Consider the following 22,263-nt stretch of genomic DNA (forward strand, 5'->3'; position numbering starts at 1 on the left):
GAATAGTTACCTCTATTCTTATCTTTCAAAAGCTTTAAGCGTCCACTTCTCCGCCTGCGGTTCTCGCTTCCACTTCTTTCTTCTGTACATCGCCAGGAGCCTGCTCGTAACGGCTGAATTCATAGGAGAATTCTCCGATACCGCCGGTCATGGAGCGGAGATCCGTATTGTAGCCGAACATCTCGGACATCGGGACATCCGCCACGATCTCCTGTTTTCCGCCATGGAGAGAGTTCATTCCGAGAACGCGTCCTCTTCTTCTGTTCAAATCACCCATAACATCGCCGGTGAACTTATCCGGAACAACGACTTTCACAGAGGCGATCGGCTCTAAGAGAACAGGATTTGCTTCCATAAATCCTTTCTTGAAGGCCATTGTTGATGCCATCTTGAACGCCATCTCGGAGGAGTCTACCGGATGGTAGGAGCCATCGAGAAGAGTTGCCTTGATGCCGACTACCGGGTATCCTGCCAGAGGTCCCTTTAAGCAGCATTCCTGCACGCCTTTTTCAACTGCCGGGAAGTAGTTCTTCGGAACCGCTCCGCCGAATACTTTCTCTTCAAAAATATACGGGGTCTCAAGGTCGCCGGACGGTTCAAAGGACATCTTGACATCACCGAACTGTCCGTGTCCACCGGACTGTTTCTTATAGCGGCCAGGAGCTTCCACTTTCTTGCGGATCGTCTCGCGGAACGCAAATTTCGGTTTGGAGAGTTCCACATCGACTTTGTAGCGGCCGAGAAGCTTGCTGACTGTAACTTCGAGCTGCTGGTCACCGATTCCGTAGAGTAAGCTCTGACGATTCTCCGTATCGTTCACAACGCGGAGTGTCAGATCCTCCTCCATCATTCTTGCGAGTGCGCTGGAGATCTTGTCCTCGTCTCCCTTTGTCTTGGCTGCAAACCGCATATAAGTGTACGGTGTGGAGATCTTCGGTTTGTGGTATACGATCGGAGCAGATCTGAGGGCGATCGTATCGCCGGTCTGTGTCACGGAGAGTTTCGCTACAGCACCGATATCGCCGGCCCTTAACTCCGGAACCTCGATCACGTCCTTGCCTCTCAGCACGTAGACTTTTGCGATCTTTTCTTCTGCGTCTTTATTTACATTGTAAAGGGTGCTGTCCGGTTTTAATGTTCCGGTGCATACCTTCATTAAGGAATATTTTCCGATAAACGGGTCAACGATGGTCTTGAATACTCTCGCAGAGAGGGAAACCTCGTCATTGTATTTTGCGGTGAAATGCTCGCCGTTTGATACGTCAACGCCGACGCACTCGCCCTTATCCGGTGACGGGAAGTAGCGGTCGATCGCATTTAACAGCGCATTGAAGCCCTGGCAGTTGGTTCCGGAACCCATCATGACCGGAACGATCGAACCGTCGCACACATGAGTCTGTACTGCAGTATAAATCTCATCCTGCGTGAATTCTTCGCCGGAGAAGTAACGTTCCATGTACTCTTCACTCGTCTCGGCAACTGCCTCGATCAGGGCGTCACGGATAATTCCGAGGTTTTTCTTTGTATACTCCGGGATCTCGCAGTCCTCATAATCGGACAGGTTCGTAAAGCGGCGGCCCTGCATCTTGACTGCGTTTACGAAACCGACGAATTTCTCGTTTTCGCGGATCGGCACCTGGAACGGAGCGATCTTTCTTCCGAACTTCTTCTCAAGTTTTAAGATCAGTTCACGGAAGGATGCGTGATCATCATCCATGTTTGTGACAAATATGATTCTCGGGAGTTTATATTCTTCACACAGATCCCATGCTTTTTCTGTACCAACTTCGATCCCTGCCTTGCAGTTTACAACAATGATCGCTGCGTCAGCGGCGCTGACAGCCTCTTCCACTTCACCAACGAAATCGAAGTAACCCGGGGTATCAAGAAGGTTGATCTTGATCTTTCCTTCTGCTCCCTCGTACTCGATCGGAACCATTGTAGTGGAGATCGAGAACTGTCTCTTGATCTCTTCTTTATCATAGTCACTGATCGTATTTCCGTCAGCAACCTTGCCCATTCTCTTTGTAACGCCGGTCAGATAAGCCAGTGCCTCGGCTACCGTCGTCTTACCGGCGCCGCCGTGCCCTAAAAGTACAACATTTCGGATCTGTTTTGTTCCATAAATATCCATATGAATCCCTCCCGTATATGTTTTTTTGCCATTTTTTCAAAAGACTTCCGCAAATTACGGAGTTCAGATGTTCTGGCGATACTGCTTATTGCCTATGGTCATATTTTACCAAAACTTTTCGAATTTTTCAAGCTAAATATCGAAATTGCACAAAATATTTTCGATTGTTTTTGGGATATTGCGGAAAACATGGGCGTTTTGGCGGAAAAGCTTTTAAAAATCTGGGTGGGTTTCTTATTTTCTGCGATATTTTTGAGATTAAGGAAAGATTTGTTTTGCGGTGAGTTTCCGGGTGGGAGTGCCGGGATGCGGGGAGGGTTCCTCTAAGCGTGCAGGAGACTGCTAAAGGCGGAGAACAGGGGACACAACTCGCTACGCTCAGACAAGTGTCCCCTATTCTCCAACGCAGTCACCTGCGCGTCAAGAGGAAGCCAGCTCCCCGGATCAAGCACTCCCAGGAAACTCACCGCCCGCGAATGGAATGGCAGCGCGGGGTTTTCAATTTATAAAGTTTTATAGAATGTGAATAGGATCTCTCCTCCGCAGTCGTTACAGTGCCGTGCAGTTTTCTAAGTCAGAAAAAAGATAAGAAATGCATCGATGATCCGGGTCTTGATTTTGCCACTTTAAAGTGTTGATTTTTTCTGTTGACATTCCCACACCCATGTTATAAAATCGAAGAGATAAAGGAGGGATTACAAAATGTCTGATTCTACTTTTGGTTTTATCGGTCTTGGTCTCATCGGCGGTTCGATCGCCAGAGGCCTGCGCCGCGCAAATAAAGATATTACCATTATGGCGTACATGCGGACCCGCTCGAAGCTTGAGCAGGCAAAGAAAGAGGGGACGATCGATATCATCCTTGACGGGATCGATGAGACGCTCTCCGCATGTGACATCATCTTTCTCTGTACCCCGGTGGAGTACAATGCCATGTATCTGGAAAAGGTCCGTCCGTTCTTAAAACCGGGTGCCATTATCACGGATATCGGCAGCACAAAGACCGACATCCACAAGGCTGTGGAACGGCTCGGATATGAGGATGTCTTCGTTGGCGGTCATCCGATGGCAGGCTCTGAAAAGACCGGTTATGAGAGTTCAACTGACCATCTTCTCGAAAATGCCTACTATATTATTACTCCGACCGCAAGATCGACTCCGGAACAGATCGACCGGATCCGCGAAGTCGCCCTGGCGATCGGTGCCCTGCCGCTTGTTCTGGATTACCATGAGCACGATTTTTCTGTCGCCGCGATCAGTCATCTCCCGCACCTTGTTGCGTCCAGTCTCGTCAATCTTGTCCATGACAATGATTCGAAGGACGAGATCATGAAGCGGCTGGCGGCCGGCGGTTTTAAAGATATCACGAGGATCGCCTCCTCCTCCCCTGTCATGTGGGAGCAGATCTGCATGACAAATACTGAAAATATCCTGACTCTCCTGAAGCGCTACATCGCGTCCCTGGAGTCCATCTGTGATACGCTCGAGCACCATGACGGAAGTGCAATCTACCGGATGTTCGAGGAATCAGGAAAATACCGTTCTTCCTTCCCGAACCGCGGCCGCGGTCCGATCGAGCGCGATTATTCCTTCAGTGTCGATGTTCTCGATGAACCGGGATCCATCTCCGTCCTCTCCGCGATCCTTGCCGCAAAGGGCATCAGTGTCAAAAACATGGGCATCAATCACAGCCGTGAGGAAGGGGAAGGCGCTCTCCGCATTTCCTTTTATAAAGAAGAACAGAAAAATGAGGCAGCAAGTCTCCTGAAGAGTCACAACTACGTTCTGACAAAATAACAAGTGAAAACACGCTTAGCAAGTTTCCCCTTGTTATCGCGACAGTCGCCAAGGTCTCGCGCAAGCGCGGACTTTGGCTCGTTGTTCACGCAAATAAAAACATCGAGGTATTTACCATGAAACTCCATAAAGCAGCTCATATCCGGGGCGAGATCACTGTCCCGGGTGATAAATCCATCTCCCACCGCAGCGTCATGTTCGGCTCCATTGCGAAGGGGACTACGGAGATCCACAATTTCTTAGAGGGCGCTGACTGCCTTTCGACCATCAGCTGTTTCCGCCGCATGGGGATCGAGATTGAAAATAAAAACGGTACCGTAATCGTCCACGGAAAGGGCATGCACGGGCTGACCGCCCCGTCCGGGACGCTTGACTGTGGAAATTCCGGAACGACAACGAGACTCATCTCCGGCATTCTTGCTCCTCAGAATTTTGATGTAACACTGACCGGTGACGAATCGATCCAGAAGCGCCCTATGAAGCGGATCATCGAACCACTGTCCATGATGGGCGCTGACATCAAGAGCATCCGCGGCAATGACTGTGCGCCGCTTAAAATCTGTGGAATGCCGCTCGCAGGCATCCACTACACATCAAAAGTTGCCTCCGCCCAGGTGAAATCCGCCATTCTTCTCGCAGGTCTCTATGCAGACGGTCTCACGACCGTCACTGAGCCGCAGGTATCGAGAAACCACACGGAACTCATGCTGAAATTTTTCGGCGCTGAACTGGAGTCCAAAGAAACTTCCGTGACGATCTGGCCGGCAACGGAGCTTTTCGGCAACCAGATCGATGTCCCGGGTGACATCTCCTCATCCGTCTATTTTGTCGCAGCCGGCCTCATCCTGCCAAATTCCGAAGTCCTGATAAAAAATGTCGGGATCAATCCGACAAGAGCCGGACTCATCAAAGTCTGTGAGGCGATGGGCGCTGATCTGACGCTCTTAAATGAGAACCACGGGAACGCGGAGCCAACGGCCGATCTCCTCGTCCGTACCAGCAGCTTAAAAGCCTGCACCATCGAAGGGGATATCATCCCGACGCTCATCGACGAACTTCCGACGATCGCCATGATGGCATGTTTTGCAGAAGGTACCACCGTGATCCGCGACGCCGCCGAATTGAAAGTAAAGGAATCCAACCGGATCGCCATCATGGTCGAAAACCTGCGTGCGATGGGCGCTGATGTCGAAGAGACGGAAGACGGCATGATCATCCACGGTGGAAAACCGCTCCACGGCGCTGTCATTGACAGCCATAAAGATCACCGGATCGCAATGACCTTCGCAGTTGCCGCGCTGGCCGCTGAGGGGGAGACGGAAATCCATGACGCAGACTGCGTGAATATCTCCTATCCGGCGTTTTACGAGGAACTGGAGAGACTGACAGAATAAGAGCAAAGATTCGTATAAAAAAGGACATGGAACCATCCAATAACTGATGGTCCATGTCCTTTTTATATGGATCGAACACACGTGAGACTTCGTGCGTATTTTGTGGAAAGTCTAAAAAAGGCAAAGAAAAAAGATAACCCCAGGCACATAGGAATGCTCAGTACTAAGCGCCTACCCCATTTTGGGACCCAGTGTTAATCCTTCACAAGTTATCTTATTTGTATTATAATATTATGTTTGATCTTTGCCAATGTATAACATTAAACAGTAAAAAAGTATCATCACGGCAAGACCAATCAAGAATACAAATCCAAGCAGGGCCGACATTTTTTATGGATCCTTGATCATCCCATTGCAATCCGGTACAAAAAGCATACGTCAAAGCACGGAAGAGGTGGCAAACATCATGTCAGACACGCTTCTGAATGATCCTGTAGTTGTCAATCACAGGTAAAAATTCAACAGTAGACAAATAGTAGACAAATCACCTTTTTTGCCCTCTTTCGGACCTACTTTTCAAACCTGTAAAAACACGAAAACCCCTTGATTTCTCAAGGGGTTTTGTAATCAGCTCCCGGCCGGACTCGAACCGGCGACCTACGCATTACGAATGCGTTGCTCTACCAACTGAGCCACGGAAGCACCTTTAAAAAATGCTGCTGCTTACGCAACAGCAAGTGACCTGTCCGGGAATCGAACCCGGGTTTACGCCGTGAGAGGGCGTCGTCTTGACCGCTTGACCAACAGGCCTTGATTTGTATAAGTCGAGGCGACAAGATTCGAACTTGCGACCTCTGCGTCCCGAACGCAGCGCTCTACCAAACTGAGCCACGCCTCGATTACATACGTAAGTATAATACAGATTTACGGAAATGTCAACAGCTTTTTTTGATTTTTTTCTATTTTTTGCATTTTTTCTACATTAGCTACACTTTTGGCGTTTCTTCACTGTAAAACAGCCTCCTGCCAGGGAGTCTCTGGACTCCGCTCACTCTCCCACAAGCTGCTATCAGAGGTTTTGTATACTATTTTCACTCTTCTTGCGGATCACCTTTTCATTATCCTGAATTTCCGCAAAGAAATTAACAGAAAAGTTTTCCATTTTATCAAAATTGTGGTATAATATCTGTACACAAATATATTCATCCGAGGGGGCGTTCTTATGAAGGCAATCAGAATCATTCTTTCTATCGCAATGCTGGTCACTGCCGGTCTCGGCGCATTCAATGTGATCCCGCTTCGGACCGCATATTTCACACTGATCATTCTCGTTGCCGTTACGGTCTGTATCCGCATCACCCGCAGGATCATCAGCAATGACACCCCGCACACAGTCGTCCGCATTATCAGTGAGATCATCGCATCCCTCTGTATTCTGGGATTCGCGTTTTTTACTTACCGCACGATCGGATAAATGTTCATAAATCGCAAAAGCCTGGCATCGCATATATGATGCCAGGCTTTTATAATAGATACTATGCGGGCATGCTCACCACAGACTGCCCGTTTTCCGATTGCATGACTGACAGCAACTCAGGCGGCACTTCACCACAAATATATTTTTTACATCATCTTCTTGATCGTCTCACAGAGCTCTGCCACCGCAGTCTCCTCATTCCCATTCCGGATATCTTCCACCACACAGGTTTTGATATGATTTGACAGCAGGACCTTACAGAAGCCATTCAGTGCAGACTGCACCGCCGATACCTGGACCAGGATATCCGGGCAGTAGCGCTCGTCCTGGACCATGGCTTTGATGCCGCGGACCTGTCCTTCGATCCGGCTCAAACGGTTTAAAAGGTCCTTCTCTTCTTTTTCTGTCCTGTGTTTGTGGCGGCAGTGACAGACTGCATCATCGGTCCCTGCATCCGCAGCTGCCGCGTTTTCTGCCGCTTCTGCGCCTGTTTCCATATTTATGTTCATTGCCCCGTCTCCCCCGGAACAACAACATGATCGTTTTTCCATGTGCGACCTCCCAAATTTTTATATGTCCATGATAGCAGGAAAAGCCGCCCCGGAAGTATTTCATCCCGGGACAGCACATCTTCGACATCTGAGAAAATGCCATGATCCGTCTGAAAAACTGATCAGCCGATCACCTTATAATCCTTATCCTCGATCGCTTTCTTTAACACTTCTGTCGGAACATCCTTTGTAAGTGTCACAGTCGCAGTTCCTTTTACGTGATCTGCCTCTGCAGCAGATACGCCGTCGATCGCCTCGAGCGCCTTCTTTACAGTTGCCTCACAGTGACCGCACATCATACCTTCTACTTTCAGTGTCTTTTCCATAGTTTTACTCTCCTTCTCTTTCTTATGAGATTTTGTTTTTATCTTTTTGTCCCTGTCGGAACGCCGGATATCAAAGAAATTTAAACGCAAGGCGTTTGATACGACGCAGAAGCTCGATAAGCTCATCGCCGCAGCGCCGAACATCGGATTTAACTTCCACCCGAATACCGGGATCCAGAGTCCCATCGCGAGCGGAATTCCGATCACATTGTAGAAAAATGCCCAGAACAGATTCTCGTGGATATTTGTGAGTGTCGCGCGGCTCAGGCGGATCGCTGCCGGAACATCTGACAGGCGGCTCTTCATGAGGACCACATCCGCCGCATCGATTGCGACATCCGTTCCCGCTCCGATCGCAATTCCCATATCGGCTCTCGTGAGCGCCGGGGCATCGTTGATCCCGTCACCGACCATGGCAACCTTGCCTTTTTCTTTCAGCTTCCGGATCACGCTCTCTTTGCCGTCCGGAAGGACTTCGGCGATGACCTCGTCGACGCCGGCCTCTTTTCCGACCGCCTTCGCGGTGCGCTCATTGTCTCCGGTCAGCATGACCACATGGATTCCCATGTTCTGAAGCTCCCTGATCGCCTGCGGGCTGTCTTCCTTGATCATATCCGCAACGGCGATGATGCCGATAAGTCTCTCATTCTCTGCAAAGAACAGCGGAGTCTTTCCACTCTCCGCGAGAGTTTCCGATTTCTGTTTCATCTCTTCCGGCACATTCACATGACTTCCGATAAAGTTCATGTTTCCACCGTAGATCGTATTTCCGTTTAATTTCGCAGAAAGTCCGTTTCCCGGAAGAGCCGCAAAGTCTGCCACGTCGGCTGCGGAAAGTCCCATCTCCTCGCCTTTTAAGAGAACTGCCTTTGCGAGCGGATGTTCACTCTTCTTCTCGAGCGCATACGCCATCGATAAAAGTTCTGTCTCTGTGATCCCCTCCGCCGGGACAATGTCTGTCACGCGGGGTTCGCCGCTTGTGATCGTTCCCGTCTTATCCAGGGCAACGATCTCCACTTTGCCCGTCTCCTCAAGGGAAACCGCTGTCTTAAAGAGAATTCCGTTCTTCGCTCCCATTCCGTTGCCGACCATGATGGCAACCGGAGTCGCAAGGCCTAACGCACACGGGCAGCTGATCACAAGAACGGAAATTCCTCTCGCCAGAGCGAATGCCATCGTCTCACCCGCAAGGAGCCAGCCGATCGTCGTGATCACTGCGATCGTGATGACTGCCGGCACGAACACGCCGGAGACTTTATCTGCGATCTTCGCGATTGGAGCTTTTGTGGCTGCCGCATCGCTGACCATTTTGATGATCTGGGAGAGCGTCGTGTCCTCTCCGACTCTGGACGCCTCGCAGCGGATAAATCCGGACTGGTTTAAGGTTGCTGCCGAAACAAGATCGCCTGCTGCCTTATCGACCGGAATGCTCTCACCCGTGAGGGCGGACTCGTTCACCGCGCTGTTTCCTTCCAGCACGATACCATCCACGGGTATATTTTCACCCGGGCGGACAACAAAGACATCACCTTTCTTGACCTGTGCGATCGGGACTGTGGTCTCCACGCCGTCCTTTTCGATCACCGCAGTCTTCGGTGCCAGCTTCATTAAGCCCTTTAAGGCATCGGTGGTGCGGCCCTTTGATCTCGCTTCCAGCATTTTTCCGACCGTGATCAGCGTCAGGATCATCGCAGCAGATTCAAAATAGAACTCGTGCATATATTCCATGACCGCGTCCATGTTTCCCTTTACCTGGGCATCCGTCATCATGAACAGCGCGTATGTGCTCCACGCGAAGGACGCACTCGATCCAAGGGCGACCAGAGTGTCCATATTCGGGGCGCCGTGAAGCAGACTCTTAAAGCCGCTGATGAAGAATTTCTGGTTGATCACCATGACGATCACGGTGAAAAGAAGCTGTGTAAGCCCCATCGCCACATGGTTTCCATCGAAAAATTTCGGAAGCGGCCAGTTCCACATCATATGCCCCATGGAGAAATACATGAGGACCAGGAGAAAACCGATGGAGGAGACAAGTCTTTTTTTCAGGACCGGAGTCTCATGGTCTTCCAGGGCCGATTCATCGTAGAGCGCGCTGTCTCCGTCTCCATCTGATTTTTCTGCACCTTTTACGGACGCCCTGTATCCGGCAGCCTGGACCGCCGCAATAATTTCCGAGGAAGAAGCTGTCCCTTCGACTCCCATCGAGTTCGTGAGCAGACTCACAGAACACGAGGTGACGCCAGGCACTTTGGAAACCGCCTTTTCCACGCGGGTCTGGCAGGCAGCGCAGCTCATTCCTGTAACTGTATACTGTTCCATATCGTCGTTCCTTTCTGTTGCTGTATACCCATACCGGGTATATGTAAATAGTAACATAGAATACGGAAATGTCAAGGGCTGTTATTGAGATTTTTTGTCACTGATCCGTATACATGCAATCCGCCAAAGTCCTGTATCATCGGTACTCTTCTTGCACATTCCATTCTTTTATTCTATAATGATCGTAAAATATTATGCAGGAATACTCTTCTCTTAAAGAACACCAGAATCAGAACAAACAGGAGGAACTAAAATGGCAGTTGTAAAACCATTTATATGCATCAGACCAGCAAAGGAACATGCAGCGGAAGTAGCTGCTCTCCCCTATGATGTGTATAACCGGAAAGAGGCATGTGCGGCGGTAAAAGGAAATCCTCTTTCTTTTTTAAATATCGACCGGGCGGAGACCCAGTTTTCCGATGATGTCGATACCTATGCGGACTGTGTATACGAAAAGGCAAGAGAGCTGCTCGATTCGCAGATCGCGGACGGGATCTACGTGACAGACGCAGGGGATCACTACTATCTTTACGAGCTGACGATGGACGGACGCAGCCAGACAGGGATCGTCGCCTGCTGTTCCATTGATGATTATGTGAACGGTGTGATCAAAAAGCATGAAAACACCAGGGAGGAAAAAGAACTGGACCGCATCCGCCATGTGGATACCGTCAATGCGCAGACAGGTCCTATTTTTCTGGCCTACCGGCAAAATATAGCCTTAAAGGAGATCGTTGCAGAAGAAAAAACGAAACCGGCTCTCTATGATTTTGTGTCCGACGACGGGATCCGCCACCGGGTATGGCGGATCGACGGAGCAGACCGGACAGACGCCATTGAAGCTGCATTTGCTGCGATTCCGTCCACCTACATCGCAGACGGGCATCACAGAGCCGCCTCCGCCGTAAAAGTCGGTCTGAAGCGCCGTACAAAGCATCCCGGTTATACGGGTGAAGAACCGTTCAACTATTTTCTCTCTGTATTATTCCCGGATGAGGAACTTATGATCCTCCCGTATAACCGGGTGGTCAGGGATCTGAACGGGATGAGCACGGAACAGTTTTTTGAGAAATTAAAAGAAAAATTCGAACTGGAAGAAATCGGGAAAGAACCTTATGCTCCGGTTCAAAAAGGAACCTTCGGCATGTATCTTGACGGGACATGGTACGTGTTAAAGATCCTTCCGCAGTACAGAAGCGCTGATCCGGTAAAGGGACTGGATGTCTCGATCCTTCAGGATCATCTTCTTGCACCGGTTCTTGGGATCGGTGATCCGAGAACCGATAAACGGATCGACTTTATCGGCGGAATCCGCGGATTAAAGGAGCTGGAACGCCGCGTTGGTGAAGATATGGAAGTCGCATTTTCCATGTATCCGACGTCCATCGAAGAACTTCTTTCCGTGGCGGACGCAGGACTCCTGATGCCGCCGAAGTCTACCTGGTTTGAGCCGAAGCTCCGAAGCGGATTATTTATCCACCGATTAAGCTGATCACAAGACGCCCGCCCAGTGTTCATTCACCGGACGGGCGTCTGACCAGTTCAAATCCTGAACCGACAATATAAAACTCTAGTAAAGCGGACATTCGCAATCCGCTTCGCTACTTGCTCATGAACGCAGTCGCTTCGCGATCTGTCAGTGGGAGCTTTCAACTCCCACTGACATAAGCATCCCACTCACCCACCGCTTAGTGCTCCGCGCACTTGAAGCGGGGGAATGCTTATCTGCGTTCAAAATGAATGTCAACCGTTTTTTCGGGCGGTACACTTACTGTCTACAGGATCCTCCTGATCCTCTCCAGACACTCCTCCACCGTCTTCCGAGACGCTGCCACGTTGATCCGCTGGAATCCGGCTCCCGTCTTTCCAAAGATCTTTCCGCTGTCAAGCCACAGCTTTGCATCATAGATAATCCTGTAGTCAAGCTCGTCCGGATCAATTCCTGTCTTACGGAAGTCAAGCCACAAAAGATAGGTTCCTTCCCCGTCGATGACGTTTACGCCCGGCATATGATCTGCGATATATGCTTTTACATAGGCGATATTCTCCCGCACATAGGAAAGCATCGCATGATACCACTCATCGCCTTTTTCATACGCCGTCTGGGCCGCCACGATCCCCAGTGCGCTCAACTGGCTGATCCCCGCGGCATCCACTTCGTGCTGGAACTTCTTTCTCATCTTCTCACCAGGGATGAAGATATTGGAGATCAGCATGCTGGCCAGATTGAACGTCTTGCTCGGAGACGTGCAGACCACGCAGATATCCTCATATTCCTTCTTTACAGAGGCGAACACCGTATGCTCTCCCTGGAATACGAAGTCGTTGTGGATCTCATCGCTGACTACCTTGATGCCGTATTTCACGCAGAGATCTCCCATCCCGGTCAGCTCCTCCTTCGTGAACACTCTTCCGGACGGATTGTGCGGGTTGCAGAGAAGGAACAACTTCACATCATGATCCACGATCTGCTTTTCGAAGTCTTCCAGATCAATGTGATACCGGTTGTCCTCACCGAGAATCAGGTCACTGCTTACGATCACACGGTCATTGTCCCGGATCACCTCCGAAAACGGATAGTAGACCGGCTGCTGGATCAGGACACTGTCCCCAGGTTCCGTAAATGCTTTCACTGCCATCGCGAGGGCAAATACCACACCGGGCGTCTTGATCAGCCACTCCTCCCGGATTTTCCAGTGGTGATGGCGCTCCATCCATCCGGCCACCGCATTAAAATACTCCTCCTGGGTATCACTGTAACCAAAGATCCCATGCTCCGCCCTCTCGATCAGGGCATCCACCACATAGTTACATATAGGAAAAACCTATAACGAGTCGATAAAAAGAAACACCAATCCGGGGCATAGAACCGAATCATTTTCTAAAAAAGATGGGAGTCTTCTCGACTGAAATAAAAAACGAGCAACAAAACCGGATTTACACCAGTCTGCTACTCGTTCATCAACAATGACATCTACTGTTTTCCGAAAAAATCAAACAGAATTTTGTCCAATATGCTCAACGATCGTGTCGACGATCTCCTGCTTCGGCTTCCCGATGGCTGTTCCCAGTTCCTCATACAAGAGCTTTTCCGCGATCTGGAAATATTTCGTATCCGTCGCTGTGCATTTCTTTCCCTGCGCGAGTCGCTGCTGCTTCCGCTGGTAGATCATCTTTATGATCACAACCAACGCCTTCGGGTCATTCGCCTTGATCGCCTCTTTATACTTCTGCTCCCGCATCTTCTCGTTCTCCGTCCATGGCGTCGAAATTTCTGGGATCTTTTCGATCAATTTCCACGCATTCTCTTCTGTCAGGCATGGTCTCAAAGCAGAGTCCGAATTCGACACAGGCACATATATCGTTTCCTTTTCATCCTCCACCGGATGCATCCGATAATACAATTTATTGTCCTTCTTCCCCTGCGCATCCAGATACAAAATATCCTCTATCCTGCACACTCCTGTGACCGGCTTGCTGACAAAATCTCCAATCTCATATCTCATGAAATCATCCCCTTGCTGAACACTGACTTCAGGTTTCACACATCTGATCTCTGCCTCTAAAACCGCCGGATCAGCTCAGATAGTCTCCCACCGGAGATGTATTGTACTGCTTTTTGATCTCGATCACAATCGCTCCATCTTCATTCGTCTTTTCGGATAAAATTTTATACTTTGTCCCGCTTCTGTCCAACTGTACCTTATACTTTTCATATTCCTGACAGATCATCTTCTTCGCATATTCACTCGTATCACCGTCATGATTTGAAAAATACACCATCTGGGTAATGCAGGCTGCCTTGATTCTTTTCATTGTAAATACCTCTCATCTCTATTCTACATTTCGTGATCATCGAAATACAGAAATATATTTTGTGCTATATTTATTATAACAATTTTAGAGATTACATTCAAAAGGCATTTTTTACAATCTTTTACCGGCATTCTATTGGTACTTTTCACTATACCACATGAATTTTCCCAAGTGTATTCCGCTTAAACCGTAATCTCAACCTGCTCTCCCTATATCTTTTTCAAAATTTCTTTATGCATCCCTTGATACGATCGACCGACTTTCCATTTAGTTTCCGTTTATCTCCAGGACTTCGTCTTCTCGACAAGCTTCGCATACACCCGCTCCACAAACCACGGCTCCGTAGATTTCTTTAACGCCTCCTCCGGCGTAAACCAAGCGACCCCACTGTTCTCATCCGCCTTCACAGACACCTGTTCCTCAGAATCCGCTTCCAGAAGATACGTCACATTCAGATGCAGATGACTGGACACATACCGTCCTTTTTTCACATGTCCGTCAACGGTGAGTGATTCCAGCGAAAAAATCTCCTCCGACACTGGCCGCACATCGGAAATTCCTGCTTCTTCCTTTACCTCCCGGATTGCAACCGCCAGAAGATCTGTCTCCCCATCCGCATGCCCGCCAAGCCATGACCAGGAATGATAAATATTGTGATACACCATAAGGACTTTACTTCTGTCCTTATCCACCACCCAGGCCGAAGCCGTCATGTGCGCCACCACATTATCCCTAAGGAACGCGTCATCATTCTTCTCGATCCAGTTTAGGATCAAAGCCTTATCCGCCTCTTCCTGCTCATTATAAGGCACATACCTTCTGATCTGACTTACCAGTTTCTGCCGATTCATCGCATAATTTCCTTCCAATATCATTCTTCTCTATCTGATAAAATGTGTCCGCACGACCTCTTCCTTCTCCGGAAGACCATACTTCTCTTTTCCAAGCTCAATGCTCTTCATGAGAAATGTCATATTTCTCGCAAGAACCCGCATCGTCTGAAGACCTTCCGCATCCCCCACAGCTTCTCCCGGTCCGCGCCCGTGGATGGAGTTCCAGTACTGACTAGATGCGATCGGCATGTTGCTGATCGTAAAATACTTATTTAACTCGTCAAAAGTCGCCGAACATCCCCCGCGTCTCGCACAGGCAACGCTCGCCCCGACTTTCATTGTCTTATCAAAGGATGTACTATAAAACAGCCGGTCCAGAACCGCGATCAGGGTCGCATTTGCGGACGCATAATAAACAGGGGTTGCGACCACCAGTCCATCAGCCTCCGAAAGCTTCACCGCCAGCTTATTCACCACATCGTCGAACACACACTTCCCAAGCTCCGCGCATCGATTACAGGCAATACATCCTCTTACCGCCTCACTGCCGACCTGTACGATCTCCGCATCGACTCCCTCTTTTTCAAACACCGTCTTCATCTCATTCAACGCGATAGATGTATTTCCATTCGCCCGCGGGCTTCCATTGATCATCAATACTTTCATTATTTATCCTCCACACTCAATTTCAACACGTCCGGTCTCGCGTAATGTCCACAGACATCATGCTCCATCCGGCTCGCCGGGACCTTCTGCATGTCGAGGTCCGCGTAGATGATCTCCTCTTTATCCCACACAGTCTCACTCACCGCATGCCCGTAAGGATCGATCACGCAGCTTCCTCCCCGGCACACGATATCATTTAACTTCGCAATCTCCTCATCCCCGCTGGCGGTCTTCGGGTACATATCCTTCGTGAAATACATATCCGCATTGATGAAGAAGCAGTGTCCCTCGATGGCGATATGGCGGATCGTATTCTGCCACTCCTCATTGTCATTCGTATTCGGGGAAATATAGAGCGCAACTCCCTTCTGGTAAAGCGCCACTCTCGCAAGCGGCATGTAGCTCTCCCAACAGATCAGATTACCCATCGGTCCCCAAGGTGTCTCCATTACCGGGAAAAAATCCTTATCCGCATCTCCCCAGATCACACGTTCGCTGCCGGTAGGCTTCAGCTTTCTGTGATTCATCGTCTGTCCGTCTGGTGCGATCATGATATTGGAATTATAAAGTGTCGCCGTCACAGCGTCCCGCTCCGAATACCCAACACTCACATATACCGAATGTTCCTTCGCGCAGTCAACGATACTCTGCATCTCCGCTCCATCCGCCAGGATCGAATTGTCATAGTAAGTCTTCCAGTCCTCTCTTCCCGCCCTGCTGCGGCTTCCGACAGTAAATCCATAAGTCATTCCATATGGGTATCCCGGAATAAAAAGTTCAGGAAAAACGATCAGTTCCGCTCCCTTAGCGGCCGCCTCCCCGATCAGGGCGATGATCTTCTCCACACACTTGTCCTTATCGAACATGACTGGTGCTGCCTGTACCAGAGCGAGTTTACATGTATCCTTCTTGATAATCATAGTATTTTTCCTCCTGTCATTGCTGCAATCTTATATGTAAAACCTACCTGACGCCGATGATCTTTTTCTTTTCCCGCTTTCTCCGGCCTGCAACACTGTGAAAATTCATATATCTTCAAAACATTTCTCCCAACTATCTCTAAATCAGAAAAACTCATTCGCCTTATCCGGCTGACAGATCATTTTCAGTTTCTCCGAAATCATCTGGACCTTTTCAGGATTCCCGCTTCTGGCACTCTGCGGACAGATCTCCACACATCTCATACATGAAATGCAGACTTCTCCGTTCGTCATCTTCGGATCCTCAAACGGTATCGCTCCAACCGGACAGCTCTCCACGCAGCTTCCGCATCCCATACATTCAGCTGACACCTGGATGTCCATCGGCAGAACCTTGTATTCCTTATAAGGCCTGTTTCCCGGCACCTCGACCTGACAGACATTCCCCTTCAGGCGCTCCTTCACCTCAGCCGCAAACGTATCAAGTTCATCGTAATCCTGCGCCGACGGACGCCCCGCTTCGATCTGATGGGCGATCGAATGTTCCGCCACAATCGCAGCAGCCCCAATACAGACAAAGCCCTGAGCCTCAAGCACATCCTTCAATTCCACCAGAGTATCTTCATACGCTCTTCCGCCATATGTAACCAGCAAAAATGCCGGCGTGCGGTCACCCTTTATTTTCCGAAGTCTCTCGGTCGCAATTCCCGGAACACGTCCTCCGAAGGACGGAACTCCCACAATACAAAAATCCCCCTGTTCCATTTCATGATTTTTCATATCCCGTCTCGACAGGTCAATATTTTCCATACTGCCAAAGCTTTCTCCCATATGTTTTACGACTCTTTCCGTCGTGCCCGTCGGACTAAAATAAATATTATAACTTACCATAACTTTCCCCTTAAAAAAGCTCTCCTGAATAATTCAGGCTAAATAATAAAAATACATTAATTGTATTTATATGCTCCAGTATACCACTCTCCCTCAAAAACACAATCCCAACTCCCTCGACCACTCCACAATTTCACAATGCACCAACAGCCTTCACACCGCCACATCAACCTCGCGATGCCGCGGCGCCCAAAGGGCCCCGCGCATCGTCCAGCTTCCGCCACCCCCCTCTCTCCCACCACAACCTTCCCTTCATCCCTCACTCCCGCCAACACCCAGCGCCGGTGAGACTCCGGGCACGGACCGCCTGGGTGGAGGGAGCTGGCTTCCTCTTGGCTCGCTGGAAAATGCGTTGGAGGCCCGGGGACACTTGTCTGAGCAACGCAAGTTGCGAGTTGTGTCCCCGGGCCTCCGCCCTTAGCATTTTTCTGGGAGCATAGAGGAACCCTCCCGGAATCCCACTAAGCGTTCGCGCCCGGAGTCTCACCGGCGCGTACCCCAGCCACTATGAAATTTAGAAATCAAACAGCGACAGCTGATTCGACTCCGGAAGTCCCTTCAGGATTCCCAGCTCCTCCATCAGATCACAGATCGTCTTACTGACCTTCGTTCTGTTCCGGAAATCCTCCTTGGAGAGGAATTTTCCGGCCTTTGCAGCCTCCTCGATGGAATCAGCCGCTTTTTCTCCCAGACCGTCAATACTGTTGATGGAAGGCATCAGCTTGTCCCCCACGACCTGAAAATGTCTGGCCTTCGCCGTATAAATATCCAGCGGCAGAAAATCAAACCCACGGGCGTACATCTCCTGCACGATCCTCATATCCCTCAGCGTATCCTGCTCCTTCTTCGAAAGCGTATCCGCCCTCTTCTTATAATCCGCCAGATGATACTCCAGCTTCTCACGCCCCAGACACATGATCTCGTATGAAAACGCACTGGCGCGGATACTGAAAAACGCCGCATAATACGCAAGCGGATAGAATACCTTGCAATAAGCGATCCGCCATGCCATCATAACATAAGCTGCTGCATGGGCCTTCGGGAACATATATTTGATCTTCTTACACGACCAGATATACCAGTCCGGAACCCCGTGCTTCGTCATCTCCTCTTCCCACTCAGGCTTCAGTCCCTTGCCCTTACGGACCGCCTCCATGATCGTAAACGCAAGACCTTCCTCAAGTCCCTGCTGTATCAGATAGATCATGATATCATCACGCGTACAGATCGCAGTCTGAATCGTCGCCTTGCCCTCCTGGATGAGCGTCTGGGCATTCCCCAGCCATACATCCGTACCATGGGCCAGACCCGCGATACGCACAAGGTCCGAAAAATACTTCGGCTTCGTGTCAATCAACATCTGCATCGCGAAATCCGTACCGAACTCCGGAACCCCGAGCGCGCCAAGCTTACAACCGCCGATATCCTCCGGCTTGATCCCCAGCGCATCCGTACTCTGGAACAGACTCATGACCTCCCGCGAATCCAGAGGGATATCCTTAACAGGATCAAGTCCCGTGAGATCCTGCAGCATACGGATCATCGTCGGATCATCGTGTCCGAGAATATCAAGCTTCAGCAGGTTGTGGTCGATGGAATGGTAATCAAAATGGGTCGTGATCGTCTTCGTGGTCATATCGTTCGCCGGATGCTGTACCGGGGTAAACGAATAGATCATCTCGCCGAGCGGCAGAACAACGATACCTCCCGGATGCTGTCCCGTTGTCCGTCGGACGCCGACACAGCCCTGAACGATCCGGTTGATCTCACAGTTTCTCTTCCGCTCTCCATGCTCCTCAAAATAGTTCTTCACATAACCGTACGCCGTCTTGTCCGCCAGCGTACCGATCGTCCCCGCGCGGAACGTCTGGCCTTTACCGAAAATAACCTCCGTGTAGTCATGCGCACGGCTCTGGTACTCACCGGAGAAGTTTAAGTCGATATCCGGCTCCTTATCTCCCTTGAATCCCAGGAATGTCTCGAACGGGATGTCAAACCCGTCCTTCACCATCGGATGTCCGCAGACCGGGCACACCTTATCAGGCATATCACATCCCGCCATTCCGGCATACTTCTTCACCTCGTCCGAGTCAAAATCATAATAATGACAGTTCGGGCACGAATAATGCGGACTTAACGGATTTACCTCCGTGATACCGGACATCGTCGCGACAAAGGATGAACCGACCGATCCTCGGGAACCGACCAGATATCCGTCCTCATTCGACTTCCACACGAGCTTCTGCGCGATGATATACATAACCGCGAATCCGTTGGAAATGATGGAGTGCAGCTCTCTTTCCAGACGGTCCACAACGATCTTCGGAAGATTCTCGCCATACATCTCGTGTGCACGGTTGTAACAGATATTTCGCAGCGTCTCATCCGACTTTTCGATGACAGGCGGACACTTATCCGGGCGCACCGGCGCGATCGGCTCACACATATCGGCGATCATCCTGGTGTTCGTGACAACGACCTCGTAGCACTTGTCGCTGCCCAGATATTCGAACTCTGAGAGCATCTCCTCCGTCGTCCGCAGGAACAGCGGCGCCTGCTCGTCCGCATCCTTAAAGCCCATTCCGGCCATCAGGATCTTCCGGTAGATCGCGTCGTCCGGGTCCATGAAATGCACATCACAGGTCGCGCAGACCGGCTTGTTGAACTGCTCGCCGAGGGAGACGATCTTCCGGTTGATGTCCATGAGATCATCCACCGTCTTTACCGTGCTCTTCTCGTCCCGCAGCATGAACATGTCGTTTCCGAGCGGCTGGATCTCCAGATAATCGTAGAATTTTACGATCTTCGCAAGCTCCGCATCCGGAACCCCGCGGAGGATCGCCTGGTAAAGCTCTCCCGCCTCACAGGCCGAGCCGATGATCAGACCTTCCCGGTACTCATTCAGCACACTCTTCGGGATCCTCGGTCTTCTCGAGAAATACTTCAGGTGCGACCATGACACGAGGCGGTACAAATTCACGCGTCCCAGATCATTCTTTGCGATGATGATGACATGGTACGTCGGCATCTTCATGATCGTCTCGTCACTCACATGACTGAACTCCTCGAGCTGGTCGAGCGTCGTCATATCGTGCTGTTTTTTCAGCATTTCCACGAATTTCAGGAAAATTCCGGCAGTTGCCTCCGCATCATCGACCGCGCGATGATGGTTTTCCAGAGAGACGCCGAGCGCCTTCGCCACCGTGTCGAGCTTAAACCGGTTCAGGTTCGGGAGGAGCGCTCTCGCAAGCGTCACCGTATCGAGGACGGTCGGGTCGAACGGCAGTCCCAGAAGTCCCGCATTGTGGGAGATAAAGCTCACATCGAAGGACGCGTTGTGCGCCACTAACGCCGCATCCCCGACAAACTCCAGGAATCTCGGCAGGACCTTGTCCACCGTGTCCGCGCCCATGACCATCGCGTCGTTGATCCCGGTCAGGCGCTCGATGTCAAACGGGATCGGGACCTCCGGATTTACAAACTCATCCATCCGGTCAATGATCTCCCCGTTTCTCACCTTCACGGCGCCGATCTCGATGATCTTATTCTTTGTCGGGGAAAATCCTGTGGTCTCGATATCGAATACGACATACTCGCCGTCAAGACTCTGGTTCCTGGAATTGACGACCATCTCCTTCATGTCGTCGACGAGGTACCCCTCAACTCCATAGAGGACCTTGAAGGTATCTCCCTTGTCGAGCGCATGGTTCGCGTCCGGGAACGCCTGGACGCAGCCGTGATCCGTGACCGCGAGTGCCGGCATCCCCCACTTCTTGGCACGCTTTACGAGGTCTTTCACCTCGGAGACACCGTCCATGTCGCTCATCTTCGTGTGACAGTGGAGCTCCACACGCTTCACCGGGGCATTATCCACACGCTTGGACGTGAAGTCCTCGCTCTTTTTGATGCCGACGATGGAACCGATCGTGAGCTCACCGTCGAACTTGTCGATCGTCGTGATGCCCTTGATCTTGATGAAGTTTCCTTCCTTGATCGCCGCAGTCGCATCTTCCTCCTGGCCTTCCCTGAGGAACATTTTGACCGTGATGCTGTCCGTAAAGTCCGTGATATCGAAGATCATGAGTTTGTTTCCGCTCCGGAGCTCCCTCTTCTCCGCGCGGATCACCTTGCCGCGGATCACAACCTCGCCGATCTCACCGTCAATATCGTGAATATCTACCGCATCGCCTTCAAAATCGCGCCCAAACAGAACATCCGGATTCTCCGATTTCCGGTACGGGATCCTTCCGTCGGAACCTTTCCGGAAGCCGCCGGAAAAGCCGCCTTTTCCCTTCTCGCCGAAAGTCTTCTTTGTAAAACCGCCGCCGTTCTGTCCACCACCGGCAGACTTTCCGTTCTGGTTTCCGCCGGGCTTTCCTGCCGCATCCGTCTTCTGCTTCGATGCTCCGGAACCAGACGCCGTTTTTTCTCCGGGGGCTTTTTTACCGCCGTCCGCCGCGCCGGACCGTCCTGCGGATCCGGAATTTCCAGCGCTCTGTGCCGTGATCCCGGCCCCCGCGTCTCCATTGCCGTCTCCGAACGTTCCGCTGAATCCGCCGTTCGCCGGACCTTCGTCCCACGGCGCACTTTCCGCGGTGCCTTCCAGGTAATTCTCCTCATTCCGGGTTCCCATGATGAGCTCTCCGCCCGGCTTCATGAACACCGGCTGGTCCATCGGGTCCTTCTTCTCCGCTTCTTTATATAAAAACTCCACTTCCGCCGCAAGTCCGCAGCGCTCCGTAAAGATCTTCTCGAGGACGCGCCCGACTTCCTTCGACCGCTCCCTGTAGATCAGGTTGTCCTCGATCGTCATAACCATCTTGTCGTCGGTCACAAATTTTGTGTCCGCCCGACGGAGAATGTTGTACTCGATCATGCCGTAATTCTTAAGCTCCATGAGGATGCTGTCCCGGTAGACATCGTAGAGCTTCTCCGGGGTATACTGTGCCGACAAACGATACTTCTCAAGAATCTTGATCGTGATCGGTCTTCCCGGAAACAGCTGCTTCGCGATCCCGTCTTCCAGGGCATAAATGTTCTTTTTATGAATGAGTCTGGGACTTCTGATATAAACACGAATAGAGCTTCTGTCCTTTGTCATGGTGACCTTTTCCACCACGACAAGTTTCAAAAGCTCTTTCAGTTCATCCGCAATATGAAGCCCCGGGAAAACTTCAAGGAATGGTTTTTCCATAC

At 50.6% G+C, this 22,263-nt stretch carries 15 protein-coding genes and 3 tRNA genes; 4 read left to right on the forward strand and 14 right to left on the reverse strand.

What is annotated here, in order from left to right; all coding sequences use genetic code 11:
* Window positions 1–34 precede the first annotated feature (34 nt).
* Window positions 35–2,134 (reverse strand): elongation factor G, encoded by a 2,100-nt coding sequence (locus tag ACXMYH_RS09250; RefSeq protein ID WP_118297904.1) that lies wholly within the window; start codon window positions 2,132–2,134, stop codon window positions 35–37.
* A 702-nt stretch (window positions 2,135–2,836) separates the two neighbouring features.
* Here ACXMYH_RS09250 and ACXMYH_RS09255 point away from each other — a divergent pair.
* Window positions 2,837–3,931, forward strand: coding sequence for a prephenate dehydrogenase (locus ACXMYH_RS09255; protein WP_118529750.1), 1,095 nt, complete (start codon window positions 2,837–2,839; stop codon window positions 3,929–3,931).
* Between the two features lie 116 nt (window positions 3,932–4,047).
* Window positions 4,048–5,325: a 3-phosphoshikimate 1-carboxyvinyltransferase gene (gene aroA, locus ACXMYH_RS09260; protein ID WP_486554747.1), complete on the forward strand. Its 1,278-nt coding sequence runs from the start codon at window positions 4,048–4,050 to the stop codon at window positions 5,323–5,325.
* Window positions 5,326–5,894: 569 nt separating this feature from the next.
* Here aroA and ACXMYH_RS09265 read toward each other — a convergent pair.
* The 3 genes from ACXMYH_RS09265 to ACXMYH_RS09275 form a co-directional block, all read right to left on the reverse strand.
* Window positions 5,895–5,967, reverse strand: a tRNA-Thr gene (locus ACXMYH_RS09265).
* A gap of 36 nt (window positions 5,968–6,003) precedes the next feature.
* Window positions 6,004–6,075: transfer RNA gene (locus tag ACXMYH_RS09270), tRNA-Glu, on the reverse strand.
* Window positions 6,076–6,089: 14 nt separating this feature from the next.
* Window positions 6,090–6,163 (reverse strand) — tRNA-Pro (locus ACXMYH_RS09275).
* 324 nt (window positions 6,164–6,487) lie between these two features.
* On the opposite strand from ACXMYH_RS09275, the gene ACXMYH_RS09280 reads away from it, so the two are divergent.
* On the forward strand, window positions 6,488–6,739 hold the full coding sequence (locus tag ACXMYH_RS09280; RefSeq protein ID WP_118529748.1) for a hypothetical protein: 252 nt from the start codon (window positions 6,488–6,490) through the stop codon (window positions 6,737–6,739).
* Window positions 6,740–6,888: 149 nt separating this feature from the next.
* Here ACXMYH_RS09280 and ACXMYH_RS09285 read toward each other — a convergent pair whose 3' ends face one another.
* Both ACXMYH_RS09285 and ACXMYH_RS09290 read right to left on the reverse strand, forming a co-directional pair.
* Window positions 6,889–7,251 (reverse strand): metal-sensing transcriptional repressor, encoded by a 363-nt coding sequence (locus ACXMYH_RS09285; protein WP_243022226.1) that lies wholly within the window; start codon window positions 7,249–7,251, stop codon window positions 6,889–6,891.
* Window positions 7,252–7,415: 164 nt separating this feature from the next.
* Window positions 7,416–9,941: a heavy metal translocating P-type ATPase gene (locus tag ACXMYH_RS09290; RefSeq protein ID WP_215703090.1), complete on the reverse strand. Its 2,526-nt coding sequence runs from the start codon at window positions 9,939–9,941 to the stop codon at window positions 7,416–7,418.
* Window positions 9,942–10,194: 253 nt separating this feature from the next.
* Here ACXMYH_RS09290 and ACXMYH_RS09295 point away from each other — a divergent pair, with 253 nt between their 5' ends.
* Complete coding sequence (locus ACXMYH_RS09295) at window positions 10,195–11,433, forward strand: DUF1015 domain-containing protein (RefSeq protein ID WP_215703089.1); 1,239 nt, start codon at window positions 10,195–10,197, stop codon at window positions 11,431–11,433.
* Between the two features lie 283 nt (window positions 11,434–11,716).
* Here the strand turns inward: ACXMYH_RS09295 and ACXMYH_RS09300 are convergent, their stop codons facing one another.
* The 8 genes from ACXMYH_RS09300 to ACXMYH_RS09335 form a co-directional block, all read right to left on the reverse strand.
* Window positions 11,717–12,742: a MalY/PatB family protein gene (locus ACXMYH_RS09300; protein ID WP_486554748.1), complete on the reverse strand. Its 1,026-nt coding sequence runs from the start codon at window positions 12,740–12,742 to the stop codon at window positions 11,717–11,719.
* Between the two features lie 192 nt (window positions 12,743–12,934).
* On the reverse strand, window positions 12,935–13,447 hold the full coding sequence (locus ACXMYH_RS09305) for a CarD family transcriptional regulator (protein WP_118514318.1): 513 nt from the start codon (window positions 13,445–13,447) through the stop codon (window positions 12,935–12,937).
* Window positions 13,448–13,517: 70 nt separating this feature from the next.
* Entirely contained in the window at window positions 13,518–13,757 is a 240-nt protein-coding gene (locus ACXMYH_RS09310) for a hypothetical protein (RefSeq protein WP_486554749.1), read from the reverse strand.
* Window positions 13,758–14,035: 278 nt separating this feature from the next.
* Window positions 14,036–14,608, reverse strand: a complete 573-nt coding sequence (locus ACXMYH_RS09315; protein WP_345941749.1) for an NUDIX hydrolase — start codon at window positions 14,606–14,608, stop codon at window positions 14,036–14,038.
* Between the two features lie 30 nt (window positions 14,609–14,638).
* Window positions 14,639–15,256, reverse strand: a complete 618-nt coding sequence (locus ACXMYH_RS09320) for a flavodoxin family protein (RefSeq protein ID WP_329751411.1) — start codon at window positions 15,254–15,256, stop codon at window positions 14,639–14,641.
* Window positions 15,256–16,176 carry a carbon-nitrogen hydrolase family protein gene (locus ACXMYH_RS09325; RefSeq protein WP_329751412.1) on the reverse strand — a complete coding sequence of 307 codons (921 nt, stop codon included), beginning with the start codon at window positions 16,174–16,176 and terminating at the stop codon, window positions 15,256–15,258. The genes ACXMYH_RS09320 and ACXMYH_RS09325 overlap by 1 nt, the downstream gene beginning before the upstream one ends.
* Before the next feature lie 144 nt (window positions 16,177–16,320).
* The gene (locus ACXMYH_RS09330; protein WP_486554750.1) at window positions 16,321–17,067 is read right to left on the reverse strand and encodes an EFR1 family ferrodoxin; all 747 of its coding nucleotides are present in this window, start codon (window positions 17,065–17,067) and stop codon (window positions 16,321–16,323) included.
* A 514-nt stretch (window positions 17,068–17,581) separates the two neighbouring features.
* Window positions 17,582–22,261 (reverse strand): PolC-type DNA polymerase III, encoded by a 4,680-nt coding sequence (locus tag ACXMYH_RS09335; RefSeq protein WP_118529740.1) that lies wholly within the window; start codon window positions 22,259–22,261, stop codon window positions 17,582–17,584.
* Between the last annotated feature and the right edge of the window lie 2 nt (window positions 22,262–22,263).

Source organism: Pilosibacter sp. NGB245, from assembly GCF_057397225.1.

Excerpts from the sequence above, each read along its gene's own strand:
- ACXMYH_RS09305 (WP_118514318.1), bottom strand. The coding sequence starts at position 13,447 with ATGAGATATGAGATTGGAGATTTTGTCAGCAAGCCGGTCACAGGAGTG.
- aroA (WP_486554747.1), top strand. The coding sequence starts at position 4,048 with ATGAAACTCCATAAAGCAGCTCATATCCGGGGCGAGATCACTGTCCCG.
- ACXMYH_RS09290 (WP_215703090.1), bottom strand. The coding sequence starts at position 9,941 with ATGGAACAGTATACAGTTACAGGAATGAGCTGCGCTGCCTGCCAGACC.
- ACXMYH_RS09310 (WP_486554749.1), bottom strand. The coding sequence starts at position 13,757 with ATGAAAAGAATCAAGGCAGCCTGCATTACCCAGATGGTGTATTTTTCA.
- ACXMYH_RS09295 (WP_215703089.1), top strand. The coding sequence starts at position 10,195 with ATGGCAGTTGTAAAACCATTTATATGCATCAGACCAGCAAAGGAACAT.
- ACXMYH_RS09325 (WP_329751412.1), bottom strand. The coding sequence starts at position 16,176 with ATGATTATCAAGAAGGATACATGTAAACTCGCTCTGGTACAGGCAGCA.
- ACXMYH_RS09285 (WP_243022226.1), bottom strand. The coding sequence starts at position 7,251 with ATGAACATAAATATGGAAACAGGCGCAGAAGCGGCAGAAAACGCGGCA.
- ACXMYH_RS09255 (WP_118529750.1), top strand. The coding sequence starts at position 2,837 with ATGTCTGATTCTACTTTTGGTTTTATCGGTCTTGGTCTCATCGGCGGT.
- ACXMYH_RS09315 (WP_345941749.1), bottom strand. The coding sequence starts at position 14,608 with ATGAATCGGCAGAAACTGGTAAGTCAGATCAGAAGGTATGTGCCTTAT.
- ACXMYH_RS09320 (WP_329751411.1), bottom strand. The coding sequence starts at position 15,256 with ATGAAAGTATTGATGATCAATGGAAGCCCGCGGGCGAATGGAAATACA.
- ACXMYH_RS09330 (WP_486554750.1), bottom strand. The coding sequence starts at position 17,067 with ATGGTAAGTTATAATATTTATTTTAGTCCGACGGGCACGACGGAAAGA.
- ACXMYH_RS09280 (WP_118529748.1), top strand. The coding sequence starts at position 6,488 with ATGAAGGCAATCAGAATCATTCTTTCTATCGCAATGCTGGTCACTGCC.
- ACXMYH_RS09335 (WP_118529740.1), bottom strand. The coding sequence starts at position 22,261 with ATGGAAAAACCATTCCTTGAAGTTTTCCCGGGGCTTCATATTGCGGAT.
- ACXMYH_RS09250 (WP_118297904.1), bottom strand. The coding sequence starts at position 2,134 with ATGGATATTTATGGAACAAAACAGATCCGAAATGTTGTACTTTTAGGG.